Source organism: Novosphingobium sp. KA1 (assembly GCF_017309955.1).
In the GTDB taxonomy this organism is placed as follows: Bacteria; Pseudomonadota; Alphaproteobacteria; order Sphingomonadales; family Sphingomonadaceae; genus Novosphingobium.
Genome location: NZ_CP021248.1, coordinates 39,703 through 58,901 on the forward strand (window position 1 = coordinate 39,703; position 19,199 = coordinate 58,901).

Genomic DNA, 19,199 nt, shown 5'->3' on the forward strand with positions numbered 1-19,199 from the left:
TGCCGGGCGCGGCGCCGCGATCGAGCCCCGGGAGCCCGGACAGCGTTTGGCATTTGCATTGCCGGCGGCGCGCGGTCATGGGCAGGAGCGATCATGAACGAGCCTATCCTCTACAGCTTCCGGCGCTGCCCTTACGCGATGCGGGCGCGGCTGGCGCTGCTGGTCTCCAGCATGCGCTGCCAGCTGCGCGAAGTGCGCCTCTCCGCCAAGCCGGAGGCCATGCTCACGGCCTCGCCCAAGGGCACCGTGCCGGTGCTGGTCCTGCCCGACGGCACGGTTGCCGAGCAGAGCCTCGACATCATGCGCCTGGCGCTGGCGCGCCGCGATCCGGAAGGCTGGCTGGCGCGTGAGGATGCCGCGCTGATCGCGGTCAACGACGGCGCGTTCAAGCACGACCTCGACCGCTACAAGTATCCCGAGCGGCACGATGCCGACCCGGCGCGGCACCGCGCGGGCGGGCTGGAGTTCCTGGGCGAACTGGACGCCCGGCTGGCGCGGGCGCCGTTCCTGGGCGGGGCCTCGCGCGGGTTCACCGATGCCGCCATCGTCCCGTTCGTCCGGCAATTCGCCGCGGTCGACCGGGCGTGGTTTGCCGGGCTGGAACTGGCGCACCTGCGCCCGTGGCTGGAGGCCTATCTGGCATCACCGCTGTTTGCCGCCGTCATGGCGCCGATCAAGCCGTGGTCGCCCGAGGCGGATCCGGTGTACTTTCCGGCATGATCGGCGGGCCGTTCCGGCATATCCGGTCCGGCATATCCCGTCCCGGCAATCAAGCAGACCGGTGAAAATAATGCGGCGAACTGTCTCGCCCCGGCAACAGACGCAACAAACGAATATCGATCGGCGCCTATGATATCCTAACGTTTATGCCCTAGGGCGGGAGGCAATGGTTTGCGAATCGTTAGTCCCGCGCCTGATTCGAAAGGCCCTGGCTGCCTCCGGCATGATCGTGTGCATCATCATGTGCGGGGGACTGTTCGGGCTGGGCTGGGCTGCGCCGGCTGCTGCCGAGAGCCTGCGGATCGGCGAGCCGCTGTGCCATGCGGTGAGCGGGACCGTGGCGACAGAGGGCGCCGATCCGCCGGCATTTTCCTGCAGCGGAGAGCCGGCCGGCTACCAGCAGGGCACGCTCTGGCTGCACGCGATGCTCTCGCCCGAGGCGGGCACTTCGGATGGCGAGCGTGACGATCTCTCGCTCATCATCCACAATTCCCGCTTCGACCGCCTGATCGTGACGTTCTTCTACGCCGATGGCGCGGTGGAGCGGCAGGACGTGCGCAGCGGCGATTTCGGCACGCACTGGCGGGCGGGGGGGCAACTGGCCTTCCGCGCGCCGCACCGCGACGTGCCGCTGGTGGGCGTGACGATGCAGTTCGACAAGCTGGCCAGCGCGCGGCTGCTGCGCATGCGGCTGGTCGAGCGCGGCGAGGAAAGCACCCAGACGACCGGCCTTGCCACTCTGATCGGCGCGGCGCTGGTGCTGCTGCTGGCGGGGGCGATCTACAATGCGTCGCTGGCATTTGCGGCGCGGCGGCAGTTCTCGGCCTGGCAGTCGGCCTGGGCGGTCTGCATGATCGCATGGGGGGCCTGCTGGTCGCAGCTGCACTTGTTCTTTTTCCCCGCGATGGCCGGGGCGATCTCCGCGCAGATCTGCACCGGGCTGTCGTGTCTCGCCATTGCGCTGGCAACCCTGACGGCTGTTACCGCGCTGGAAGCGCCTTGCGTCAGCCGCTGGCTGAGGCGCTGTGCGCTGGGGCTGACGGGCAGCGTATTTGCGCTGGGCATCCCGCTGTCGTTCATGAGATCCGGGCCGATCGATACCCTTGGCAGCGTGCTTGGCATGCTGGTCTTGGCCAATCTGGTGGCGGTGGGCGCGTGCATCGCCCAGGCCTGGCGGCGCGGCAGCGTCGAGGCCCGCAACTTCGCCGGCGCCTGGGCGGTGCCGATGATGGTGCTGGGATCGACCAGTTTCTTCGATGCGGACGCGATGTTCTGGGGCGGAGGGTCGCAGATCCTCGTGCTGTTCGCTGCGGCCTGGCAGACGCTGTGGCTCTCGGTCACGGCCACGCGCTCGCATGCCTTGCTGCGGGCGGAACGCGACATGGCGCGTCAGGCCGAGGCGCGGGCGCAGGATCTCGCCCGCCGCGATGCCCTGACCGGCCTGCCCAATCGGCGCGGCTTCATCGAGCGGGTCGGCGCCGTTCTCGCCGCCTCCCGGACCAGGGGCGAGCCGGTGGCGCTGCTGGTGATCGACGTCGACTGGTTCAAGTCGATCAACGATGCCTTCGGTCATGAGGCGGGCGACGTGGTGCTGGAGCGCATCGCCCGCTGCATCGCCCCGCACGAAAGCGCCACCTGCACGGTCGCGCGGCTGGGCGGCGAGGAGTTCGCGATGATGCTGGCCGGGATGGCCGGTTTCGATCTCATGCGTTTTGCCGAGAGCCTGCGCCAGCGCATCGCGGAGCAGGAGCACGGCGCGGTGATCCGCGGGCGCAAGGTCACCGTGAGCATCGGCATGGCGACCACGTCGGGCGCCGCCGATTTCCGCACGCTCTACCGCCTTGCCGACGAGGCGCTCTACGAGGCCAAGCGGGCCGGGCGCAACCAGGTGGCGATCCGCCTGCTCGAGGGGGCCGAGCCCTTTGCCGACGATCAGGGGCTGGCCGGTGGCCCCGGCCTTCCGGGCGGCCACGACCTCGACCTGCGCAAGGGCTGAACGTGCGTCGGGGACGCGGGCCGGGCGCTCCTTCTCATGGGCTTGTGGGGCTCCGGACTTTCCGGGTGATGCCCCAAAAAACAGGGGCGGGATCCTGCGATCCCGCCCCTGTCGATGGGCTGTTCTGAGCGAAGGGGCTTACTTGGCCCCGCCGAACAGGTCGGCCAGCTTGATGCGGGCGCCCAGGAAGAAGTAGCGGCCGACCGCGCTGATCGGCGTGTTCATCGAACCCAGGGCGGGCTTCTGGTCGAACAGGTTGTTGACGCCGCCATAGACCTGGAACTGGTCGTCGATTTCGTAGGTCATGCTGAGGTCGTGGGTGAAGCGTTCCTTGAGCTTCAGGTACTTCGGCGCGACCACGTCCGGGTTGCTGGCGATGGTCTGGCGGTCATAGCGATACATCGCGGACATGTAGTTGACCTGCCAGTCGAGGCTGACCGGCCCCTTGGCCCAGGTGAGGTCGGTGGTGACCTGGAACTTGGGCGAGACGTTGGCGGCGACGTAAGCCTCGTTGACCGCATCGGCACCGGGGATCGGAACCTGCTTGAGGCGGTGCAGGTAGTTGCCCACTACCCGGGCGCCGAAGGTGCCGTAGCCATCCGTCGGCAGCACGTAGTTCAGCGCAAAGTCGAGCCCGGACGTGCGGATATTGGCAACGTTCAGCGGCCCGGTCAGGAAGCTGATGATGTTGCCCGCCTTGGCGCCGCCGGCCGTCCCGTTCTGGCGGGTGATGGCCGCACAGTACTGGTTGTCGAGCGTGGCCTGATCGACGCAGAGATCCGCCACCGTCTGCGCGTCGACCGTGTTGATCGCGTTCTTGATGCGGATGTCGTACCAGTCGGCGGTGATCGACAGGCGCGGAATGAACGACGGCTGGATGACCACGCCGGCCGTCCAGGTCTTGGCCGTTTCTTCCCTGAGATTGGGGTTGCCGCCCGAATAGCCGGCGATGTTCGAGCTGCGGGTATCGTTATAGGCCGACGGATCGGCGACACCGAGCGAGGACAGCAGGGCCTGGCAGTTGTTCACGCGGTACTGCGTACCGTTCTGCAGGTAGGTGCTGCCGCAAGGATCGTCGATGAACTCGTAGGTTTGCGAGACCTGGCTGTAGAGTTCGCTGATGTTCGGCGCGCGCACGGCCTTGGAATACGTGCCGCGCAAGGTGATGTCGCGCACCGGCGCCCATTCGCCGCCGACCTTCCAGGCATTGGTCGAACCGATGCTCGAATAGTCCGAATAGCGGAAGGCGCCGTTGACGCCGAGGCGCTTGGCGAAAGGCATGTCGGCCAGGATCGGCACGTCGACTTCGGCGAAGGCTTCCCAGACGTCGAACGACCCCTTGGTATTGCCCAGCGAGTTGGTGAAGGTGAGGCCTTGTGCCGCCAGTTCGTCGGCGACGAAGCTGCTCTTCTCCTTGCGGTACTCACCGCCCAGAGCGAACGAGATCGGCCCCCCGGGCAGTTCGAAAATGCCCTTCGAGTTGCCGGTGATGGCGCCGTTCAGCACGTGCTGGGTCAGCGTGGTGCGGTCGACGGTGTCGGCCATGATCCAGTCCAGCGCCGCCTGGTTGCCCGCGGCATTCTCGCCGAACAGGTTGAGCGGCATGCAGTCGCCGGGCGAGAAGGTCGTCGGCGGGATTTCGCTGCGGGTGTTGTTGTAGGGCTGGTAGGGCGTCCAGCTCGGGTCGAGGTTGACGCGGCAGGTCACCCCGCCGTTGCCGTCGCTGACCGCATCGATCGCCGCATAATAGCGGTCCGTGATCATGTTGTTGGTATAGTGCGATTTGATCTTCGAGCGGCCGTAGACGTAGGAAACGTCGTAGGAAAGGTTCGGGCTGATATCGCCCTTCGCGCCCAGCACGCCGCGCACGGTCTCGCGGGTGATGTCCTCGCCGCGGCGCCCGAAGTCGAAGTTGTCGCGGTTGACCAGAACGCCGCCGTTATCGGGATCGATATAGGGGCGCACGGCGGCCGGGATATAGGGATTGTCCTCCGGGATATAGAGGTAATAGTCCCAGGTCGGCTGCGCGACCGAATAGGACCGCGTGTTGGCGTACTTGCCTTCGGCGTAGAGCTTGAAGGCATCGCTGAAATCGAAGTGGAACACCGCGCTGACGATGTCGCGGTTGATCTTGGGCAGCAGATCGTTCGCGTAGTCCGAGGCGAGAGTGCCCGAACCGCCCTGCTGGTAATAGAGCGGCACCGGCGTGCCGGGGTCATAGGGCAGGCCCTGGGCGCCGTAGAAATCGGGGATGCCGTCGAAATCGACGTCGATGCCGCCTTCGCGCGAGGTGTCGTTGTAACGGATGTTGCGCAGCGGAATGTAGTCGGGGATCCCGTCGTTGTTCTGGCTGCCGGTCTCGGTGTCGGCCGAGTTGAGGAAGAAGCCGACCTTGTTCTCGCCGTCCAGCCACTTGCGGCTGTGCGAGCTGAGGCGGTCTTCCTCGCCGTGTTCCCAGGCCACCGCGAAGTTGCCGCGCCCGTCCGCGAAGTTGTGGCCGGCGGTGATCGCGATCAGCCGCTGGCCGGCATCGCCGTACTTCGACAGGCCGTTCTGCACGCGCGCGGTCAGGCCTTCGAAGTCCTTCTTCTGGATGAAGTTGACCACGCCCGAGACGCCGTCGGCGCCGTAGACCGCCGAGGCGCCACCGGTCAGCACTTCGACGCGCTCGATCAGGTCGGTCGGGATCGTGTTGATGTCGACCGACTGGGTGCCGTCCACCGAGGCGACCTGGCGGCGGCCGTCGATCAGCACCAGCGTGCGCTGGGTGCCGAGATTGCGCAAGTCGAGCAGGTTGAGGCCGGTGGTGCCGATGCCGGCGCGATCACCGCTGTTGTTGTAGGAGCTGGACGAGCCCTGCAACGCCGGGATCGTCTTCAGGTAGTCGGTCAGGTTGGTCGTGCCGGAATTGGTGATGTCCTGCGCGGTGACCACGGTGACCGGGTTGGGCGAATCCAGTTCGGGACGCGCGATGCGCGAACCGGTGACGATGATGGGTTGTTCGCTGGCCTCGTCGTCCCCCTGGACGTCCTGGGCCTGCGCCTGCATCGGCGACAGCAGGGCCAATGCGGGAAGGGCCGCTGCACCGAGCAGCAGCCGGTCCTTGCGCGTAAACATGTCTGCATTCCTTCGGTTGCCCCGAGGCCGGATCCCGGCCACCGGTCGGTTCGCGCATCATCGAGACGACAACGCACTGAATGTGTGCAAACGTCTGCAATCACGAGGAATGTGCAATGCAAATGTTACATGCTTCGCAATAATCTGGACATCCGTTGCAATATTGCAACTTTCGGATGATCTTTCGGCAAGTCGCGCGGCGGGCACCTGTTCTGTGCGACGGGGACTGCCGTTGTTTGCCGTATCCCGTGAATTCGGCTCCCCCACTCGCCGCCCCCACCCGTCCCCCACCCGCTCATCACCAGTTTCCTGCGCGGGCGGGTGGGGGAGCGGGGCTGGCGTCAGTCGGCCACTTCGAAGCTGGCGCTGAGCGCGGCGGCGGAACTGTCGCCGACGTAGACGTCGAACGTGCTGGCATCCTGCACGAAGGCGCGGGTGGAGGCCGCCCAGTAGCTGAGGTCCTCGGGGCGCAGCGTGAAGTGCACGGTGCGGGTCTGGCCCGGCTCCAGCGTCACGCGTTCGAAGCCCTTGAGCTCACGCACCGGGCGCGCGGCGGTGCCGTAGCGCTGGTGGATGTAGAGCTGCGCCACTTCGTCGGCCTTGCGGCTGCCGGTGTTGCGCACCTCGACCGAGACCGGCACCGCCTCGCCGCGCGCGACCCGGGTCTTGTCCAGCCTGAGGTTGGAAAACGCGAAAGTCGAATAGGACAGGCCGTAGCCGAAGGGATAGAGCGGCGTGTTGGGCTCGTTCCAGTAGCGCTCCTCCACCGTCTTGGGCTGGTGGGTGGTGAGGTGCGCATAGGGCAGCGGCAGCTGGCCGATGTCGCGCGGCCAGTTGTAGGGCAGCTTGCCGCCGGGCGAGACCTTGCCGAACAGCAGGTTGGCCACCGCCGTGCCGCCCCGGGTGCCGGGATACCAGATGTCCATGAGCGCCGCCGGCCGGGCGCCCTTGAGGTCGAGCGGGCGCGCGCTCATCAGCAGGACAACGACCGGCTTGCCGGTGGCGATCACCGCGTCGAGCAGTTCCTGCTGGCGCCCCGGCAGGTCGAGCGAGGAGCGCGAGGCATTCTCGCCGATCATGATCTGGCCTTCGCCCAGCACCATCACGGCGACATCGGCATCCTTCGCCAGCGCCACGGCGCGGGCGATCTCGGGCGTGTCGTCGACGTTCCGGGCCTTGCCGGCGGCGAACTCCTCGTCCGACTGGAAGATCGACTTGTTGACGCGTGCGGGCAGGGTCACGCCCGGCGAATAGGAGACCTTCACGCCGCTGCCCAGTTCGGCCTTGATGCCGGCGAGCACGGTGACGGTTTCCTTGTCGTCCTGGTCGAACACCCAGGGGCCCACGGTGTCGCGCGCGGAATCGGCAAGCGGGCCGATCACCGCGATCGACTTGAGCGCGCTGCGGTTGAGCGGCAGCGCGGCGCCCTCATTGCGCAGCAGCACGGCGCTGCGCTCGGCCGCGACGCGTGCGACCTCGCGGTGGGCGGGGTCGGCCAGCACGCGGGCCGCCTGCTTGAGGTCGACGTAGGGCTTCTCGAAAAGGCCCATGCGGATCTTGGCTTCGAGCACGTGGCGTACCGCGTCGTCGAGCTGGGCCGCGGTGATCCTGCCTGCCGCCAGCGACTGCGGCAGCGTCCTGAACGCGGACTGGCCGAACGGCGGCGCCATTTCCATGTCCACGCCCGCGCTCAGCGCGCGCACGCCCGCATCCTCGGTGCTGGCGGCAAAGCCATGGGTCTTGAGGTCGAAGGCGGCGCCCGCGTCGGTGACGACAAAGCCCTTGAAGCCCCATGCCTTGCGCAGCACGTCGGTCAGCAGCCAGCGGTTGCCGGTGGCGGGCACGCCGTTGACGCCCATGTAGGCGCTCATGATATTGCCCGCCCCGGCATCGACGGCGGCCTTGAAGGGCTTGAGGTAGACGTTCCACAGCTCGCTGTCGGACAGGTTGACCTCGTCATAGTCGCGCCCGCCGATCGAGGCGCCGTAACCGGCGAAGTGTTTGGGGCCGGCGATGATGCGGCCGGCGCTGCCGATATAGGCGCCCTGGAAGCCGCGCACTTGCGCGGCGGCCATGGCGCTGCCCAGATAGGGGTCTTCGCCCGCCCCCTCGACAATGCGGCCCCAGCGCGGATCGCGGGCGATGTCGACCATCGGCGCGAAGGCCCAGTGCAGGCCGGCGGCGCGGGCTTCGGCGGCGGCGACCGCCTGGCCGTCCTCTGCCACTTGCGGATCCCAACTGGCGGCCACCGCGATCGGCACCGGCATGATCGTGCGCAGGCCGTGGATCACGTCAAAGCCGAACAGCAGCGGGATCTTGAGCCGGGTCTTCTCGACGGCGATGTGCTGCAGGCGGTTGAGTTCGGCGGGATCGTGCACGAAGAGCAGCGAACCGGCCCGGCCGGCGGCCATCTCGTCGGTGACGCGCCGGGCCTCGTCCGGGGAATCGGTGAAGTCGAAATACTGGGTGATCTGCCCGGCTTTCTCCTCCGGGGTCATCTGCGCGATCAGGGCATCGGCACGGGCGCGCACCGCTTCCTCGCTGGGCGGGGCCGAGGCTGCCGCCTTGCCTTGCGCCATGGCCGGGCCGGATGCGGCCAGCGTGGCTGCCAGGGCAGCGCCGGTAAGGGCCTTGCGGCGGAACTTGTTTTTCGAAGTCATTGCGGATCCCTGTCGGTCATTGGGGAGGAGGAAGGTCGAACAAGGGGAGTAAAGCTTCCGCCGCGCGGCAGGAAGAGGGCGCGCCGATCGCCGCCGGTCCTTTACCCCCGTCCAGCCTCGCCGTTTGCGCCACTCACCCGCTCCAGTTCCTGCTTGCGCGCGGGATTGGGTGATTTATCGTTAAATCACAAGGGCCAATTTCGGAGCCGCTTTCACGCCGGGCCTCGTTCGATCATTTCGAACGGCGCCTTCTTGGTTTGCGCCCCCATAGTTTGCGGGACGCCCCTCGTTGGTGCAGAGTTTGGACGGCGGCGCCGACAGGGCGCCGGACCGGACAGGCAAGGATCGCAGGAAAGGGATGGCAGGAAAGGGATGGGCAGGAGCGTGGCAGGCATGAGGCCGCAGATCAGGGGTGGGGCGCTGCTGCTGGCACTGGCATTGGCCGGTCTTGCGCCCGGCGGATCGTCCCTGGCTGCCGCTGCGCAGGACCGCACCAGCGGGCCGGTCGCGCGCGCTGCGACCCGCATTCTCGACCAGGAGGGCGCGCGGCGCTTGCTGGCGAACAAGGGGCTGACGCTCCAGTGGATCGATTGGGACCATCGCGGCGCACTGATGGTCAGCCGCGAAGGCGGGGTGTGGAAGCTGCATGGGCGCCAGGCCGATGCCAACGGCCCCGGACTGCTGGCGCTCGACGGGACCATCACCGAGATCGGCGCTGACTACTTCACATTCCAGGGCCGGATCAGCATCACCAACACGCCCGATCCCGGTCGCGCCTGCTCGGCGGACAAGACCTGGCGTTTTGCCGTGACCCAGAACCGCCGCTATTACCGGCTGCGCGAATTCGAGTGGTGCGACGATCTGACCGACTACGTCGACATCTATTTCTGAGCGGGGCGCGATTTCGCCACCACGCTGCGCAGCGTGGCGCCGTCGATGGCGCCGGGGATCAGGTAATCGCCGATGACCAGCGAGGGCGTGCCCGAAAGGCCCAGCGTATCGGCGAGGCGGGCGGTCCTTTGCAGGGCGGCGTCGATCTCGCCGCCGTGGCGGGCAAGATCCGCCTGCAGGCGCGCCCAGTCCACTTTCGCGCGCGTGGCGGCCTGGCGGATCGCCGCCGGATCGAGCTTGACGGGCCCGGCCATCAGCGCGTCGTTAAAGGCGGCGTGCCTGCCCTGATACCGCGAGGCCATGGCCACGCGCGCCGCCTCGCGCGAGGCGGCGCCGAAGATCGGCCAGTCGCGGTAGACCACGCGCAGCTTGCGGTCGCTGGCGGTCAGTTGCTTGAGGTCGGCGTGGAACTTGCGGCAATAGGGGCACTGGTAGTCCGAGAACACGACGATGGTGACATCGTAGCCTTGCGGGGCGAGGCTGGGCACGCCGGGATCGTTGGCCAGCGCGTCCTTCATGCGGGCGCGTTCCTGGGGGGAGGCCATGGCCGTCTCGGCGGCCTGGACCGGCGCCGGGCTCCATGCGAGCCCCGACAGCGCCGCGATCCCGATCGCCACAGCGGCAAGGCGCCGTCCCATGCTCATTTTCATCATCCTGAAATTCCAAACGAAGACGTGTGCGCGGCGCTGGGCCAGATCGGGCCGGACTGCAAGCCCCGAATGCCCGCCGGTTATGTCTGCTGCAATGCGATAATGCGAATCCCTTGCAACAACGTCGCAAAATGTTACAGCGCCTTCCAAACATGAGGGAAGCCATGCTGTTCACATTTCGACGTTCCTTGCTGGTCCTGCCCATGCTGGCGGGCAGCGTTCCGGCCTTTGCGCAAGTCTCCGGTGCGCAAGCCGATCCGGATGAAGCGATCGTCGTGACCGCGGCGCGCACGGCGCTGCCGGTGAACGCGCTTCCGCTCACCGTCGACGTGATCGACAACCAGTCGCTGAACCAGCAGGTCGCCATCGGCGGGTCGGTTGTCGATGCGGTCTCGGCCCTGACCCCCTCGTTCTCGCCGACGCGCCAGAAGCTTTCGGGCGCGGGCGAGACGCTGCGCGGCCGCTCGCCGCTCTATGCGATCAACGGCATCCCGCAGACCGCGCCCTTGCGCGACGGCGCGCGCGACGGTTTCACCATCGATCCCTTCTTTGTCGACCGGGTCGAGGTGATCTACGGGTCGAACGCCCTGCAGGGGATCGGCGGCACCGGCGGCATCGTCAACCAGGTCACCGTCGGCCCGCCCCGGCAGGACGGCATCTCCGGGCGCGTGCTGGTCCAGGGCAATGCCGATACCGGTTTCCACGGCGATGGCATCGGCGGCAAAGTCGCCGGCCTGATCGGCTGGCGCGAGGGGCGTTTCGATGCCACCGTCGGCGGCGCCTTCGAGAAGCGCGGCGTGTTTTACGACGGGCACGGCGAGCGTATCGGCACCGACCTTACCCAGGGCGAGACGCAGGACAGCCGCTCCTGGTCGGTATTCGGCCGGTTCGGCTATGCGGTGTCGGACAGCGCGCGGCTCGACCTCATGGTCAATCGCTTCGAGCTCAAGGGCGATGGCGACTACGTGGCCGCCAACGGCGATTACACCAAGAACCTGCCGACCACTTCGGTGCGCGGCACCCCGCCGGGTGTGCCCGCCACCAACCGCACCGAAAGCGCGGCGCTGACGTATACCGACAGCGACCTTTGGGGCGGCAACCTGATGGCACAGGCCTTCTTCAACCGGTCGCGCGATACCTACGGCGGCGAGATCGCCCCGATCGCCACGTTCCAGGATGCCGCGCTTGCGCCGATCGGCACGCTGTTCGACCAGTCGCAGAACCGCAGCCGCAAGTATGGCGGCAAGTTCTCCTACGAACGCAAGATCCCCGGCTTCGAGGCGCTGACGGCCACCGTCGGCATCGACCTGCTCTACGACAAGACCGAGCAGCGCCTGATCGCCACCGACCGCGTCTGGGTGCCGCCGGCCGACTATCGCAGCCTCGCGCCGTTCGCGCAGTTCAACCTGGCGCTGCTGGGCGACCGGCTGCGTCTTGCCGGGGGCCTGCGCCACGAGGACGTGCGCATCACGATCGCCGACTATCACACGCTGGCCAGCTACGGCGGCGGTTTCGACGTGACCGGCGGCACCCCGCGCTTCAGCGATACCCTGCTCAACGGCGGGGTGATCGTCGAGCCGTTCAAGGGCATCCGTGCCTATGCGAGCTACGCCGAGGGCTACACCGTGCCCGACGTCGGCCGCATCGCCCGCGCGGTGAACAAGCCGGGCGTGGAGATCGACAACTACGTCAACATCGCGCCGATCGTCTCGAACAACCGCGAGGTCGGCGTCGAGGTCAAGCGCGGGCCCATCGACGCCAGCGCCGCCTATTTCTGGTCGACCAGCAAGAACGGTTCGCTGCTGGTGCAGACCGGCGGGGTCTTCGAGGTGCAGCGCCAGCGCGTCGAGATCCAGGGGCTGGAGTTCAACCTCTCGGCGCAGACGCCGGTGCCCGGCCTCGTGCTTTCGGCGGGCTACGCGCACCTGATCGGCCGCACCGACGGTTCGGATGACGACGTGTTCAAGGTCGACCGCGATCTCGACGGCGCCAACATCTCGCCCGACCGTCTGAACCTGGCCGCCAGCTACCGGCACGGCCCGGTCTCGGCGCGGGTGCAGACGCAGTTCTTCCTCTCGCGCAAGTTCGAGCGTTCGCCCAGCAACTGGAACGACACCTACAGCTTCGACGGCTACAACGTGACCGACCTCAGCCTGCGCTACGAGACCGGTTTCGGCGCGCTGACGCTGGCGGCGCAGAACATCTTCGACCGGTTCTACATCGACTACTATACCCAGACCGTGCGCCCGACCGACAATGCCCACTTCTTTGCCGGTCGCGGGCGCAACATCACGATGAGCTGGGACTACCGCTTCTGATGAAGCTGCTCGACAGCCTGCACCGCTGGACAGGGGGCCTGATCGGCCTCCTGCTGGCCCTCCTGGGCCTTACCGGCACGATCCTGCTCCACCGCGATGCCTGGGTCATGCTGCCCCATGCCGGTGACGTGCAGGTCCAGGACACCGCGGTGCTGGCGCGCACGACGCAGCGCCTGATGCAGGGCGATGGGCCGCAGCCCCGCGCGATCACGTATGCGGGGGCGGATTTCGGACTCGACCGGCTGGCCTTTGCGGACGGGGGCGGGGCCTACGTGACCCAGGCCGGGGATCCCGTGGCGCGCTGGGACAGCCAGTGGCAGCGGCCCGAACTCTGGCTCTCCGACTTGCACCAGCACCTTTTTGCCGGGGATGCGGGCGAGACGGTGATCGGCATTGCCGGGCTCTGCGGGCTGTTCTTCGTGGTGAGCGGGACGGTGCTGTGGTGGCGCACGCGCCGCACGTTCGAGTGGCGGCTCTGGCCCGCGCGCATGACGCGGCCCGCCATCGTGCGCCACCACCGCGATCTCGGCATCGTTGTCGCCCCGCTCTTGGCGCTCTCGCTGGTGACGGGGGCGGTGCTGGTGTTCCGGCCGCTGTCGGCGGTGCTGCTGGGCCCCGGCGCCCCGCAGGAGATCGACCGGCGGCTGGCCGCGCCCAAGGTGCCCATGCGCAGCCTCGGCGGCGACCTCGGCGCCGACCTCGCCGCCAACCTGGACTGGGCGGCGATGATCGTGCAGGCGCGCGCGCGGTTTCCCGATGCCGAAGTGCGCAGCCTGTCGCTGCCGCGCGGTGAGAGCGGCCTCATCACCTTGCGCATGCGCGGTCCCGGTGAATGGCTGCCCAATGGCCGCACCACGGTGTGGTTCGCGGCGGACAGCGGCCGGATCGTCGCCACCCGCGATGCGGCCGCGCTGCCGGCGCGGGTGCGGGGCTACAACCTGCTCTACCCGCTGCACGCCGCCAAGGTCGGCGGGCTGGCCTTCCGGCTGGTGATGTCGCTTTCCGGGCTGGCGCTGTCGCTGCTGGGCACGCTGGCGGTCTGGACGTTCTGGTTCAGGCGGCCTGTCCGGCGAGGGTCCTGAGCGCCGCGACCAGGCGGTGCACCGCCTCGTCCGGGGTGAAGATCGCCGGGGTCACCCGCACACAGGCGCCGCTTGCCAGGCCTTCGCGCTGGACGGTGAAAATGCCGAAACGCTCCAGCAGCGTGGCGGCGAGCGCCCTGTTCTGGTCCGCGCCGTTGCGGCCGCGCAGGCGGAACGAGGTGAGCGCCGATGTCAGCCGCGGATCGGACGGGGTGAGGATCTCGATGCCCGGATGGTCGCGCAGGGTTTCCGCCCACAGGCCGCGCAAATGGCGCAGGCGCGCTTGCTTGGCGGTGATGCCGATCGCCTCATGGAAGTCCAGCGCATCGGCCAGCGCCAGATAGCCCGCGAAGCTGGCGGTGCCGGTATGGACGCGGCTCAGGGTGCCATGGTCGGGATTGCCGGTTTCGCTCATGTTCGGGTCGATGTCGGCCAGCCTGTCCTTGCGGATGTAGACAAGCCCCACGCCCATCGGCGCGCCGATCCATTTCTGGCAGGTGAGGCCGACAAAATCGGCGCCGAGATCGCCGATGGTGAAGTCCAGCTGCCCCCAGGCATGGGCGGAATCGAGGATCACGTCGACCCCGCGCGAACGGGCAAGGGCGATGATCTCCTTGACCGGCATCACCAGCCCGGTGCGGTGGCCGACATGGGTGAGCAGCATCAGCCGCACCCTGGGGTGGGCCTCCAGCGCCGCCGCATAGGCATCGATCAGTCCCTGATGGCTGGCCGGTTCGGGCATGGCGATGGTCACCAGATCGGCGCCGCGCCGCTGCCTGAGCCAGCGGAAGGCGGCCTGGGTGCTGTCATAGTCGAGGTCGCAGCAGAGCACCTGGTCGCCGGGGCGCAGGCGGTTGTAGCCGGCGATCAGGGTCTGCAGCGCTTCCGTTGCCCCGCGGGTGAAGGCGATCTCCTCGGGCAAGACGCCGAGCATGGCGGCGGCGCGGGCGCGGACCGGCAGGATGTCCTGCCAGAAGCCGCGCCGCGCGTAGTAGGAATTCTCAGCGTTGACCCGGGCGAGCCTGCGGGCATGGGCCTGTGCGACCGGCCGCGCCATCGATCCCCAGTTGCCGTTCTCCAGCTGGACGATGTCGTGCGTCACGTCGAACTGGGCCGCCACCTGGGCCCAGTAGGCACTGTCCTGCGGGGCCGCCGGGACCGCGCGGCGCAGCGCGGCCCCGATCGGCCCATTTCCCGGCCCCGCATCTGCGGAGGCCAGGGTGCCGGACAGCAGGCCCGAGGCCATGGCGCCGGTCATCCATGCACGGCGATCGAGCTGCGCGGGCCGCCGCTGGGCCATGGCTTCGCTTCCTTCCATCAGAACGCCACGTCGAGGCGGGCGTAGTAGTTGCCGCCATTGGTGTCGTAAGGGGCGTTGCGCGAATAGACGAGGCCGCGGCTGGCCTGGAACGTCGCCTTGGCGGGGTAGGTGTTGAACAGGTTTTCCGCGCCGACCCGCATCGACAGGCCGGGGCGCAGCGCATAGGTCACGCCCGCATCCACGAAGGCGATGCCGCCGAAGTCCTGGAAGATGTCGCCGGTGGAATTGCCGCTCGAATCCGTCCAGCCGCCATAATAGCGCAGGCGGCCCATCAGCGAGACCTTGCCCAGCGTGTAGGTGATCGTGCCCACCGCGTTGTGTTCGGGCAGGCCGTTCTGGTACTTCACGCGGGTGGTGTCGCTCTGGGCGATCCGGCTCGAGACGACCCGGGTCTGGGTATAGCTGTAGGAGGCCGTGGCATCGAGCGTGCCGGGGCCGACCGGGTGCTTGTACGAGACCACGAAGTCGACCCCGCGCGAACGGGTGTCGTAGTCGTTGGTGAAGAAGGTGATCGTGCGATAGTCCGCCGCCTGGCTGATGCCCTGGGCGATGAGGTCGGCCTTGATCGCATCGGTCAGGACATGGCTGGGCGAGACGCTGAAGCGGTTGTCGACCCTGATCTGGTAGGCGTCGATCGAGCCGGACAGGCCCATGCCGGTGCGCCAGACAAAGCCCGCCGTGGCGGTCTTGGAGGTCTCCGGCTTCAGCGCGGTGGCGCCGAAATACTGCGCGACCGGATTGAGTGGCGAGAGGCGGCCGGTGGTGTAGAGCAGCAGCGTGGTGGTATCGAGACCCTGCGAGGTGCTGGTCGAATGGAGCTGGGCCGGGGTCGGCGCCTTGAACCCGGTCGAATAGGACCCCCGAACGGCCAGTGCCGGGGTGATCTCGTAGCGGGTCGAGACCTTGTAGTTGAAGCTGTTGCCGAAGCTCGAATAGTCCTCGTCGCGCAGCGCCGCCTCGACGCTCCACGCGCGGGTCACCGGCACCGTCACGTCGAGATAGCCGGCGTAGCTGGTCTGGCTCCACGAGCCCGCCTGAAGGTCGGAGAAGCCGGGAAAGCCGTTGGAACCGGCGGCCAGGCCATAAGCCGCACCGGCGCCGACGGCATAGGAGGCTTTGTCACCGGCGCGGATCGTGTAGGTCTCCACCCGGCGCTCGGCACCGAAGGCCACCGTCACCGGGCTGGCGAAGACCGGCAGGGAAAGCGTGTAGACGCCGTCCGCATTGAGGTTGAACTCGCGCTGGATGTTGCGGCCGAGGTAGAAGTCCAGCGGGCTGTCCGGCCCGAGCGAGGCATTGATCGAATTGTGCAGGTAGAAGGCGGTGGCGTTCTGCCCCAGCGAGGCGGAAAGATCCCAGTGGAAGTCGCCGCCCTTGCCGCCGCGAAGCCCGCCCACGGTCTGGAAATCGGTATAGCGCACGCCTTCGCTGGGGGTGAAACCGGCGGGATAGATGGCGTTGACGTCGAAGCCGGGGAAGGCGGCGGTCTGGTTGTAGACCGACGTGGTGGTCGCCGGGTTGCGCCAGTTGATGTCGGACCAGCCCTTGCCCTTGCCGAACGTGCCGAAGCCGTAAATTTCCATGTCCTCGCCGATCGGCTCGGCGGCGTCGGCGGCGAACTTGATCGTCTGGAGCTGCGGATTGCCCCAGCGCTGGACCGGGTCCTTCACGGCGATGCCGGTGGAATTCGCGAAATCGATGGCGTCCTGGCGCTGCTGGCTGCGCGAGGTCGGGTTGGTGTCGGCAAATTCGCCGGTCACCACGAAGTGGCCGCCGCCGGGCAGGGCAAAGCCCGCGCGGCCGCCCAGCTGCACCTGCCCGCCGTCGCCCTTGTAGTACTGCGAGCCTTGCGCATAGGCGGAAAAGCCCGGCTTGGTGTCGAACATGACGTTGATGACACCGGCAATCGCGTCCGATCCGTACTGGGCCGAGGCGCCGTCGCGCAGCACTTCGACATGGCCGATCGCGAAGGAGGGGATCTGCGCCAGGTCGGTTGCCTGGGCGCCGCTGTTGAGGAACGAGGAGCGGTGGAAGCGCTTGCCGTTGACCATCACCAGCGTCATGTCGGGCGAGAGGTTGTTGAGCGAGGCGGGGCGGATGAATTCCGGGCCGTCGGAGGCGGGCAGCTTCTGGACGATGAAGGCGGGGACAAGCTGCGTGAGCTTCTCGTCGAGGCGGGCGGTCACGGTGGCCCTGACCTGCTCCTGGGACAGCGTGTCGACCGGGGAGAGCGCGGTGAACACCGTCTGTGCCTGCGCGCGGGTGCCGGTGACGATGATGTCGGAGGCGGCCTCCTCGGCGGGAAGGGTGCTGCGGCCGCCGCGCGGGGCGGGCTCTGAACGGTCTTCCTCGAGGCCGAGGATCACGGTCCTGCCGTCGTCCTTTTTCACCGCAAGGCCGCTGCCGGCAATCAGGCGGGACAGCGCAAGCTGGCGCGGCATCCGGCCATTGAGCGCGGGCGCGCGCTGGGCGGCGATGGTGGCGCTGGGGAAGAAGATCTGCACTTTGGCCTGGCGGGCAAACAGCGTCAGCGCGCTCGACAGCGGCTGGGCGGGAATGGCGAAGGCAGGCTGCTCGGCAGCCATGGCAGGCGCCGCGAAGGTGGCGGATGCGGCGCAGACAGCAGACGTGGCAAGCAACGCCGCGAAAAGCGGCGCGCGGCGAAACCGTGCGGACATGGATGAACGACCCCTTTGGCAGGCGCCGACCGGCGCCTCTGCCTTTCCAGACGATCCGGCCGGGCCGAACCGCCAAGCGGCGCCGAAATTTTTCAGCGTGTCAGCACGAAGCCGCCGCCGCTGGGGGTGGCGCGGATGCCGAGGCCCAGATCGAGCGCGGAGAGGAACGCGGCCGGATCGGTCGAGGTGAAGCGGCCGCCGACCGGGATGCCGGTCAGTTCGGGATCGGCGATCAGGATCTTGCCCGTGAGGTAGCGGTTGTACTCCTGCACGGCGGTCTGCAGTGGCTGGTTGTCGAACACGATCTCGCCCTGCTGCCAGGCCAGCGTTGCCGCCAGGCGCTGCGGGCTGGCGGGGCGGACGGTGGGCCGGGCGGCGGAGAGCAGCAGCCCCTCGTTGGCGGCGGCGACCCGGCCGGGCGCATCGGTAGTGCTTTGCCCGCTCGCCGCCAAGGCCCGGCCGGCGAGCACGGTGACGTCCATCGCCTCGGGCTGGATGCGGACGTTGAAGCGCCCGGCCGAGAGCAGGGCGACCTGGCCGTCGCCGTGGACGCGGGCGGCAACACCGGCCCGCAAGTCCAGCGCCACCTCGCCGCGCAGGATCCACAGGCTGCGCTCGCTCTCGGAAAACCGCCATTGCAGCTGGCTGTCGGTGTTCAGCATGGCGTGGCTGCCATCGGGCAGGATCAGGCGCTTGCTTTGCCCGACATCGGAGCGAGCGCTCTGCCAGGCATAGGCCCGCGTGGTGACGCCGCCGGCGGCCAGCAATCCGGCGAGGCCGATGCCGCCGAACGCGGCCAGTGCCCGGCGGCGCGACAGGCCTTGAGCCGGTGCGGTGCCATGTGCGGGGGCATGTGTGGGGGCATGGACATCGGCGGCCCCGGCGCGGTCCGGTGCGGCTGCCCGCCAGACCGAGAGCGCGCGGGCGAAGGCGATGGCATTGCCGGGCGCGGCGCCGCGCCATGTCTCGAAAGCCGCTTCATCGATCGTGCCGGCCTCATGGCGGGCGAGCCAGACCGCCGCTTCGCCGGTCGCCTTGCGGCGCCGATGCCGTTTCTTGTCGAAGATGCTCATGGTTCCGGATGCGGTAAGTTCAAAGGCCGGAACAGAAGACGAGCGGCGCGTGCAAACCCGCCAAGTTCGCGGCCGATTTATTTTTTACCGCTGGCGCTGCGCCTGGGCATCGCAGGCTCCGGGCGGTTCCGCCTCCGCGTCGAGACGGGCGCGGGAGAGCAGTTCGATGGCGCGGGCCAGCCGCTTTTCGTACGTCGACAGGCTGATGCCGAGATCCCGCGCGATCGCCCGCGAGGATTCCCCCTCGATCCGGCGGCGGACAAAAACGGTGCGGCAGCGTTCCGGCAGGCCGGCGATCAGCTCCGCCACCCGGCGCAGCCCGTCGCGCCCCGCGATGATGCGGTGCTGGTCCGGCGTGTCGTCGGCGAGGGCGAGGTGATCGACGTCGGCGAGCTGCCGGAAATCGACGATGCGCTGGCGGCGCATCCGCTCGATGGCGATATGGCGCAGCATGCGGATCACGTAGGCGCGGGGATTGTCGATGGCGGCCCAGCCGTCCAGCGTGAAGAGCCGGGCGAATGCCTCCTGCACAAGGTCCTCGGCCTCCTCGCGCGCGCCGCAGATGCGCAGCGCGGCGGCGAGGAAGCGGCCTTCGTGGGGAAGCACCTCATCGGCGAACCAGATGTCGATCGGGCGAATGACAGGCACGGGAGAACCGGTGAAGCTTGCGGGACGGCGGCTCTCCTATGGCCT

At 68.2% G+C, this 19,199-nt stretch carries 12 protein-coding genes; 5 read left to right on the forward strand and 7 right to left on the reverse strand.

Features of this window, described 5'->3' with window-relative positions; genetic code table 11:
- The first annotated feature begins 93 nt into the window (after positions 1-93).
- Positions 94-720: a glutathione S-transferase gene (locus tag CA833_RS17985; protein ID WP_207080672.1), complete on the forward strand. Its 627-nt coding sequence runs from the start codon at positions 94-96 to the stop codon at positions 718-720.
- 223 nt (positions 721-943) lie between these two features.
- Positions 944-2,716, forward strand: coding sequence for a diguanylate cyclase (locus tag CA833_RS17990; protein WP_242526518.1), 1,773 nt, complete (start codon positions 944-946; stop codon positions 2,714-2,716).
- Between the two features lie 138 nt (positions 2,717-2,854).
- Here CA833_RS17990 and CA833_RS17995 read toward each other — a convergent pair whose 3' ends face one another.
- Both CA833_RS17995 and bglX read right to left on the reverse strand, forming a co-directional pair.
- Positions 2,855-5,833 (reverse strand): TonB-dependent siderophore receptor, encoded by a 2,979-nt coding sequence (locus CA833_RS17995; protein ID WP_207080674.1) that lies wholly within the window; start codon positions 5,831-5,833, stop codon positions 2,855-2,857.
- 341 nt (positions 5,834-6,174) lie between these two features.
- Entirely contained in the window at positions 6,175-8,493 is a 2,319-nt protein-coding gene (gene bglX / locus CA833_RS18000) for a beta-glucosidase BglX (RefSeq protein WP_207080675.1), read from the reverse strand.
- 393 nt (positions 8,494-8,886) lie between these two features.
- Here bglX and CA833_RS18005 point away from each other — a divergent pair, with 393 nt between their 5' ends.
- Positions 8,887-9,384 carry a hypothetical protein gene (locus tag CA833_RS18005; RefSeq protein WP_142638171.1) on the forward strand — a complete coding sequence of 166 codons (498 nt, stop codon included), beginning with the start codon at positions 8,887-8,889 and terminating at the stop codon, positions 9,382-9,384.
- Here CA833_RS18005 and CA833_RS18010 read toward each other — a convergent pair.
- On the reverse strand, positions 9,375-10,028 hold the full coding sequence (locus CA833_RS18010) for a DsbA family protein (protein ID WP_242526519.1): 654 nt from the start codon (positions 10,026-10,028) through the stop codon (positions 9,375-9,377). The genes CA833_RS18005 and CA833_RS18010 overlap by 10 nt on opposite strands.
- A 170-nt stretch (positions 10,029-10,198) precedes the next feature.
- Here CA833_RS18010 and CA833_RS18015 point away from each other — a divergent pair, with 170 nt between their 5' ends.
- Both CA833_RS18015 and CA833_RS18020 read left to right on the forward strand, forming a co-directional pair.
- Positions 10,199-12,352 (forward strand): TonB-dependent receptor, encoded by a 2,154-nt coding sequence (locus tag CA833_RS18015; protein ID WP_207080676.1) that lies wholly within the window; start codon positions 10,199-10,201, stop codon positions 12,350-12,352.
- Positions 12,352-13,434 (forward strand): PepSY domain-containing protein, encoded by a 1,083-nt coding sequence (locus CA833_RS18020; RefSeq protein ID WP_207080677.1) that lies wholly within the window; start codon positions 12,352-12,354, stop codon positions 13,432-13,434. The genes CA833_RS18015 and CA833_RS18020 overlap by 1 nt, the downstream gene beginning before the upstream one ends.
- Here the strand turns inward: CA833_RS18020 and CA833_RS18025 are convergent.
- From CA833_RS18025 to CA833_RS18040, 4 genes are all read right to left on the reverse strand, one after another.
- Positions 13,406-14,734, reverse strand: coding sequence for an aminotransferase class V-fold PLP-dependent enzyme (locus tag CA833_RS18025; protein ID WP_207080678.1), 1,329 nt, complete (start codon positions 14,732-14,734; stop codon positions 13,406-13,408). The genes CA833_RS18020 and CA833_RS18025 overlap by 29 nt on opposite strands.
- Before the next feature lie 17 nt (positions 14,735-14,751).
- Positions 14,752-17,433 carry a TonB-dependent receptor gene (locus tag CA833_RS18030; RefSeq protein WP_207080679.1) on the reverse strand — a complete coding sequence of 894 codons (2,682 nt, stop codon included), beginning with the start codon at positions 17,431-17,433 and terminating at the stop codon, positions 14,752-14,754.
- 92 nt (positions 17,434-17,525) lie between these two features.
- Positions 17,526-18,506, reverse strand: a complete 981-nt coding sequence (locus CA833_RS18035; RefSeq protein ID WP_207080680.1) for a FecR family protein — start codon at positions 18,504-18,506, stop codon at positions 17,526-17,528.
- Positions 18,507-18,590: 84 nt separating this feature from the next.
- Positions 18,591-19,154: an RNA polymerase sigma factor gene (locus tag CA833_RS18040; protein WP_207080681.1), complete on the reverse strand. Its 564-nt coding sequence runs from the start codon at positions 19,152-19,154 to the stop codon at positions 18,591-18,593.
- Between the last annotated feature and the right edge of the window lie 45 nt (positions 19,155-19,199).

What these genes read in the sequence shown, in the direction of transcription:
- CA833_RS17985 (WP_207080672.1), top strand. Translation starts at nt 94, where the DNA reads ATGAACGAGCCTATCCTCTACAGCTTCCGGCGCTGCCCTTACGCGATG.
- CA833_RS17990 (WP_242526518.1), top strand. Translation starts at nt 944, where the DNA reads ATGATCGTGTGCATCATCATGTGCGGGGGACTGTTCGGGCTGGGCTGG.
- CA833_RS17995 (WP_207080674.1), bottom strand. Translation starts at nt 5,833, where the DNA reads ATGTTTACGCGCAAGGACCGGCTGCTGCTCGGTGCAGCGGCCCTTCCC.
- bglX (WP_207080675.1), bottom strand. Translation starts at nt 8,493, where the DNA reads ATGACTTCGAAAAACAAGTTCCGCCGCAAGGCCCTTACCGGCGCTGCC.
- CA833_RS18005 (WP_142638171.1), top strand. Translation starts at nt 8,887, where the DNA reads ATGAGGCCGCAGATCAGGGGTGGGGCGCTGCTGCTGGCACTGGCATTG.
- CA833_RS18010 (WP_242526519.1), bottom strand. Translation starts at nt 10,028, where the DNA reads ATGAGCATGGGACGGCGCCTTGCCGCTGTGGCGATCGGGATCGCGGCG.
- CA833_RS18015 (WP_207080676.1), top strand. Translation starts at nt 10,199, where the DNA reads ATGCTGTTCACATTTCGACGTTCCTTGCTGGTCCTGCCCATGCTGGCG.
- CA833_RS18020 (WP_207080677.1), top strand. Translation starts at nt 12,352, where the DNA reads ATGAAGCTGCTCGACAGCCTGCACCGCTGGACAGGGGGCCTGATCGGC.
- CA833_RS18025 (WP_207080678.1), bottom strand. Translation starts at nt 14,734, where the DNA reads ATGGCCCAGCGGCGGCCCGCGCAGCTCGATCGCCGTGCATGGATGACC.
- CA833_RS18030 (WP_207080679.1), bottom strand. Translation starts at nt 17,433, where the DNA reads ATGTCCGCACGGTTTCGCCGCGCGCCGCTTTTCGCGGCGTTGCTTGCC.
- CA833_RS18035 (WP_207080680.1), bottom strand. Translation starts at nt 18,506, where the DNA reads ATGAGCATCTTCGACAAGAAACGGCATCGGCGCCGCAAGGCGACCGGC.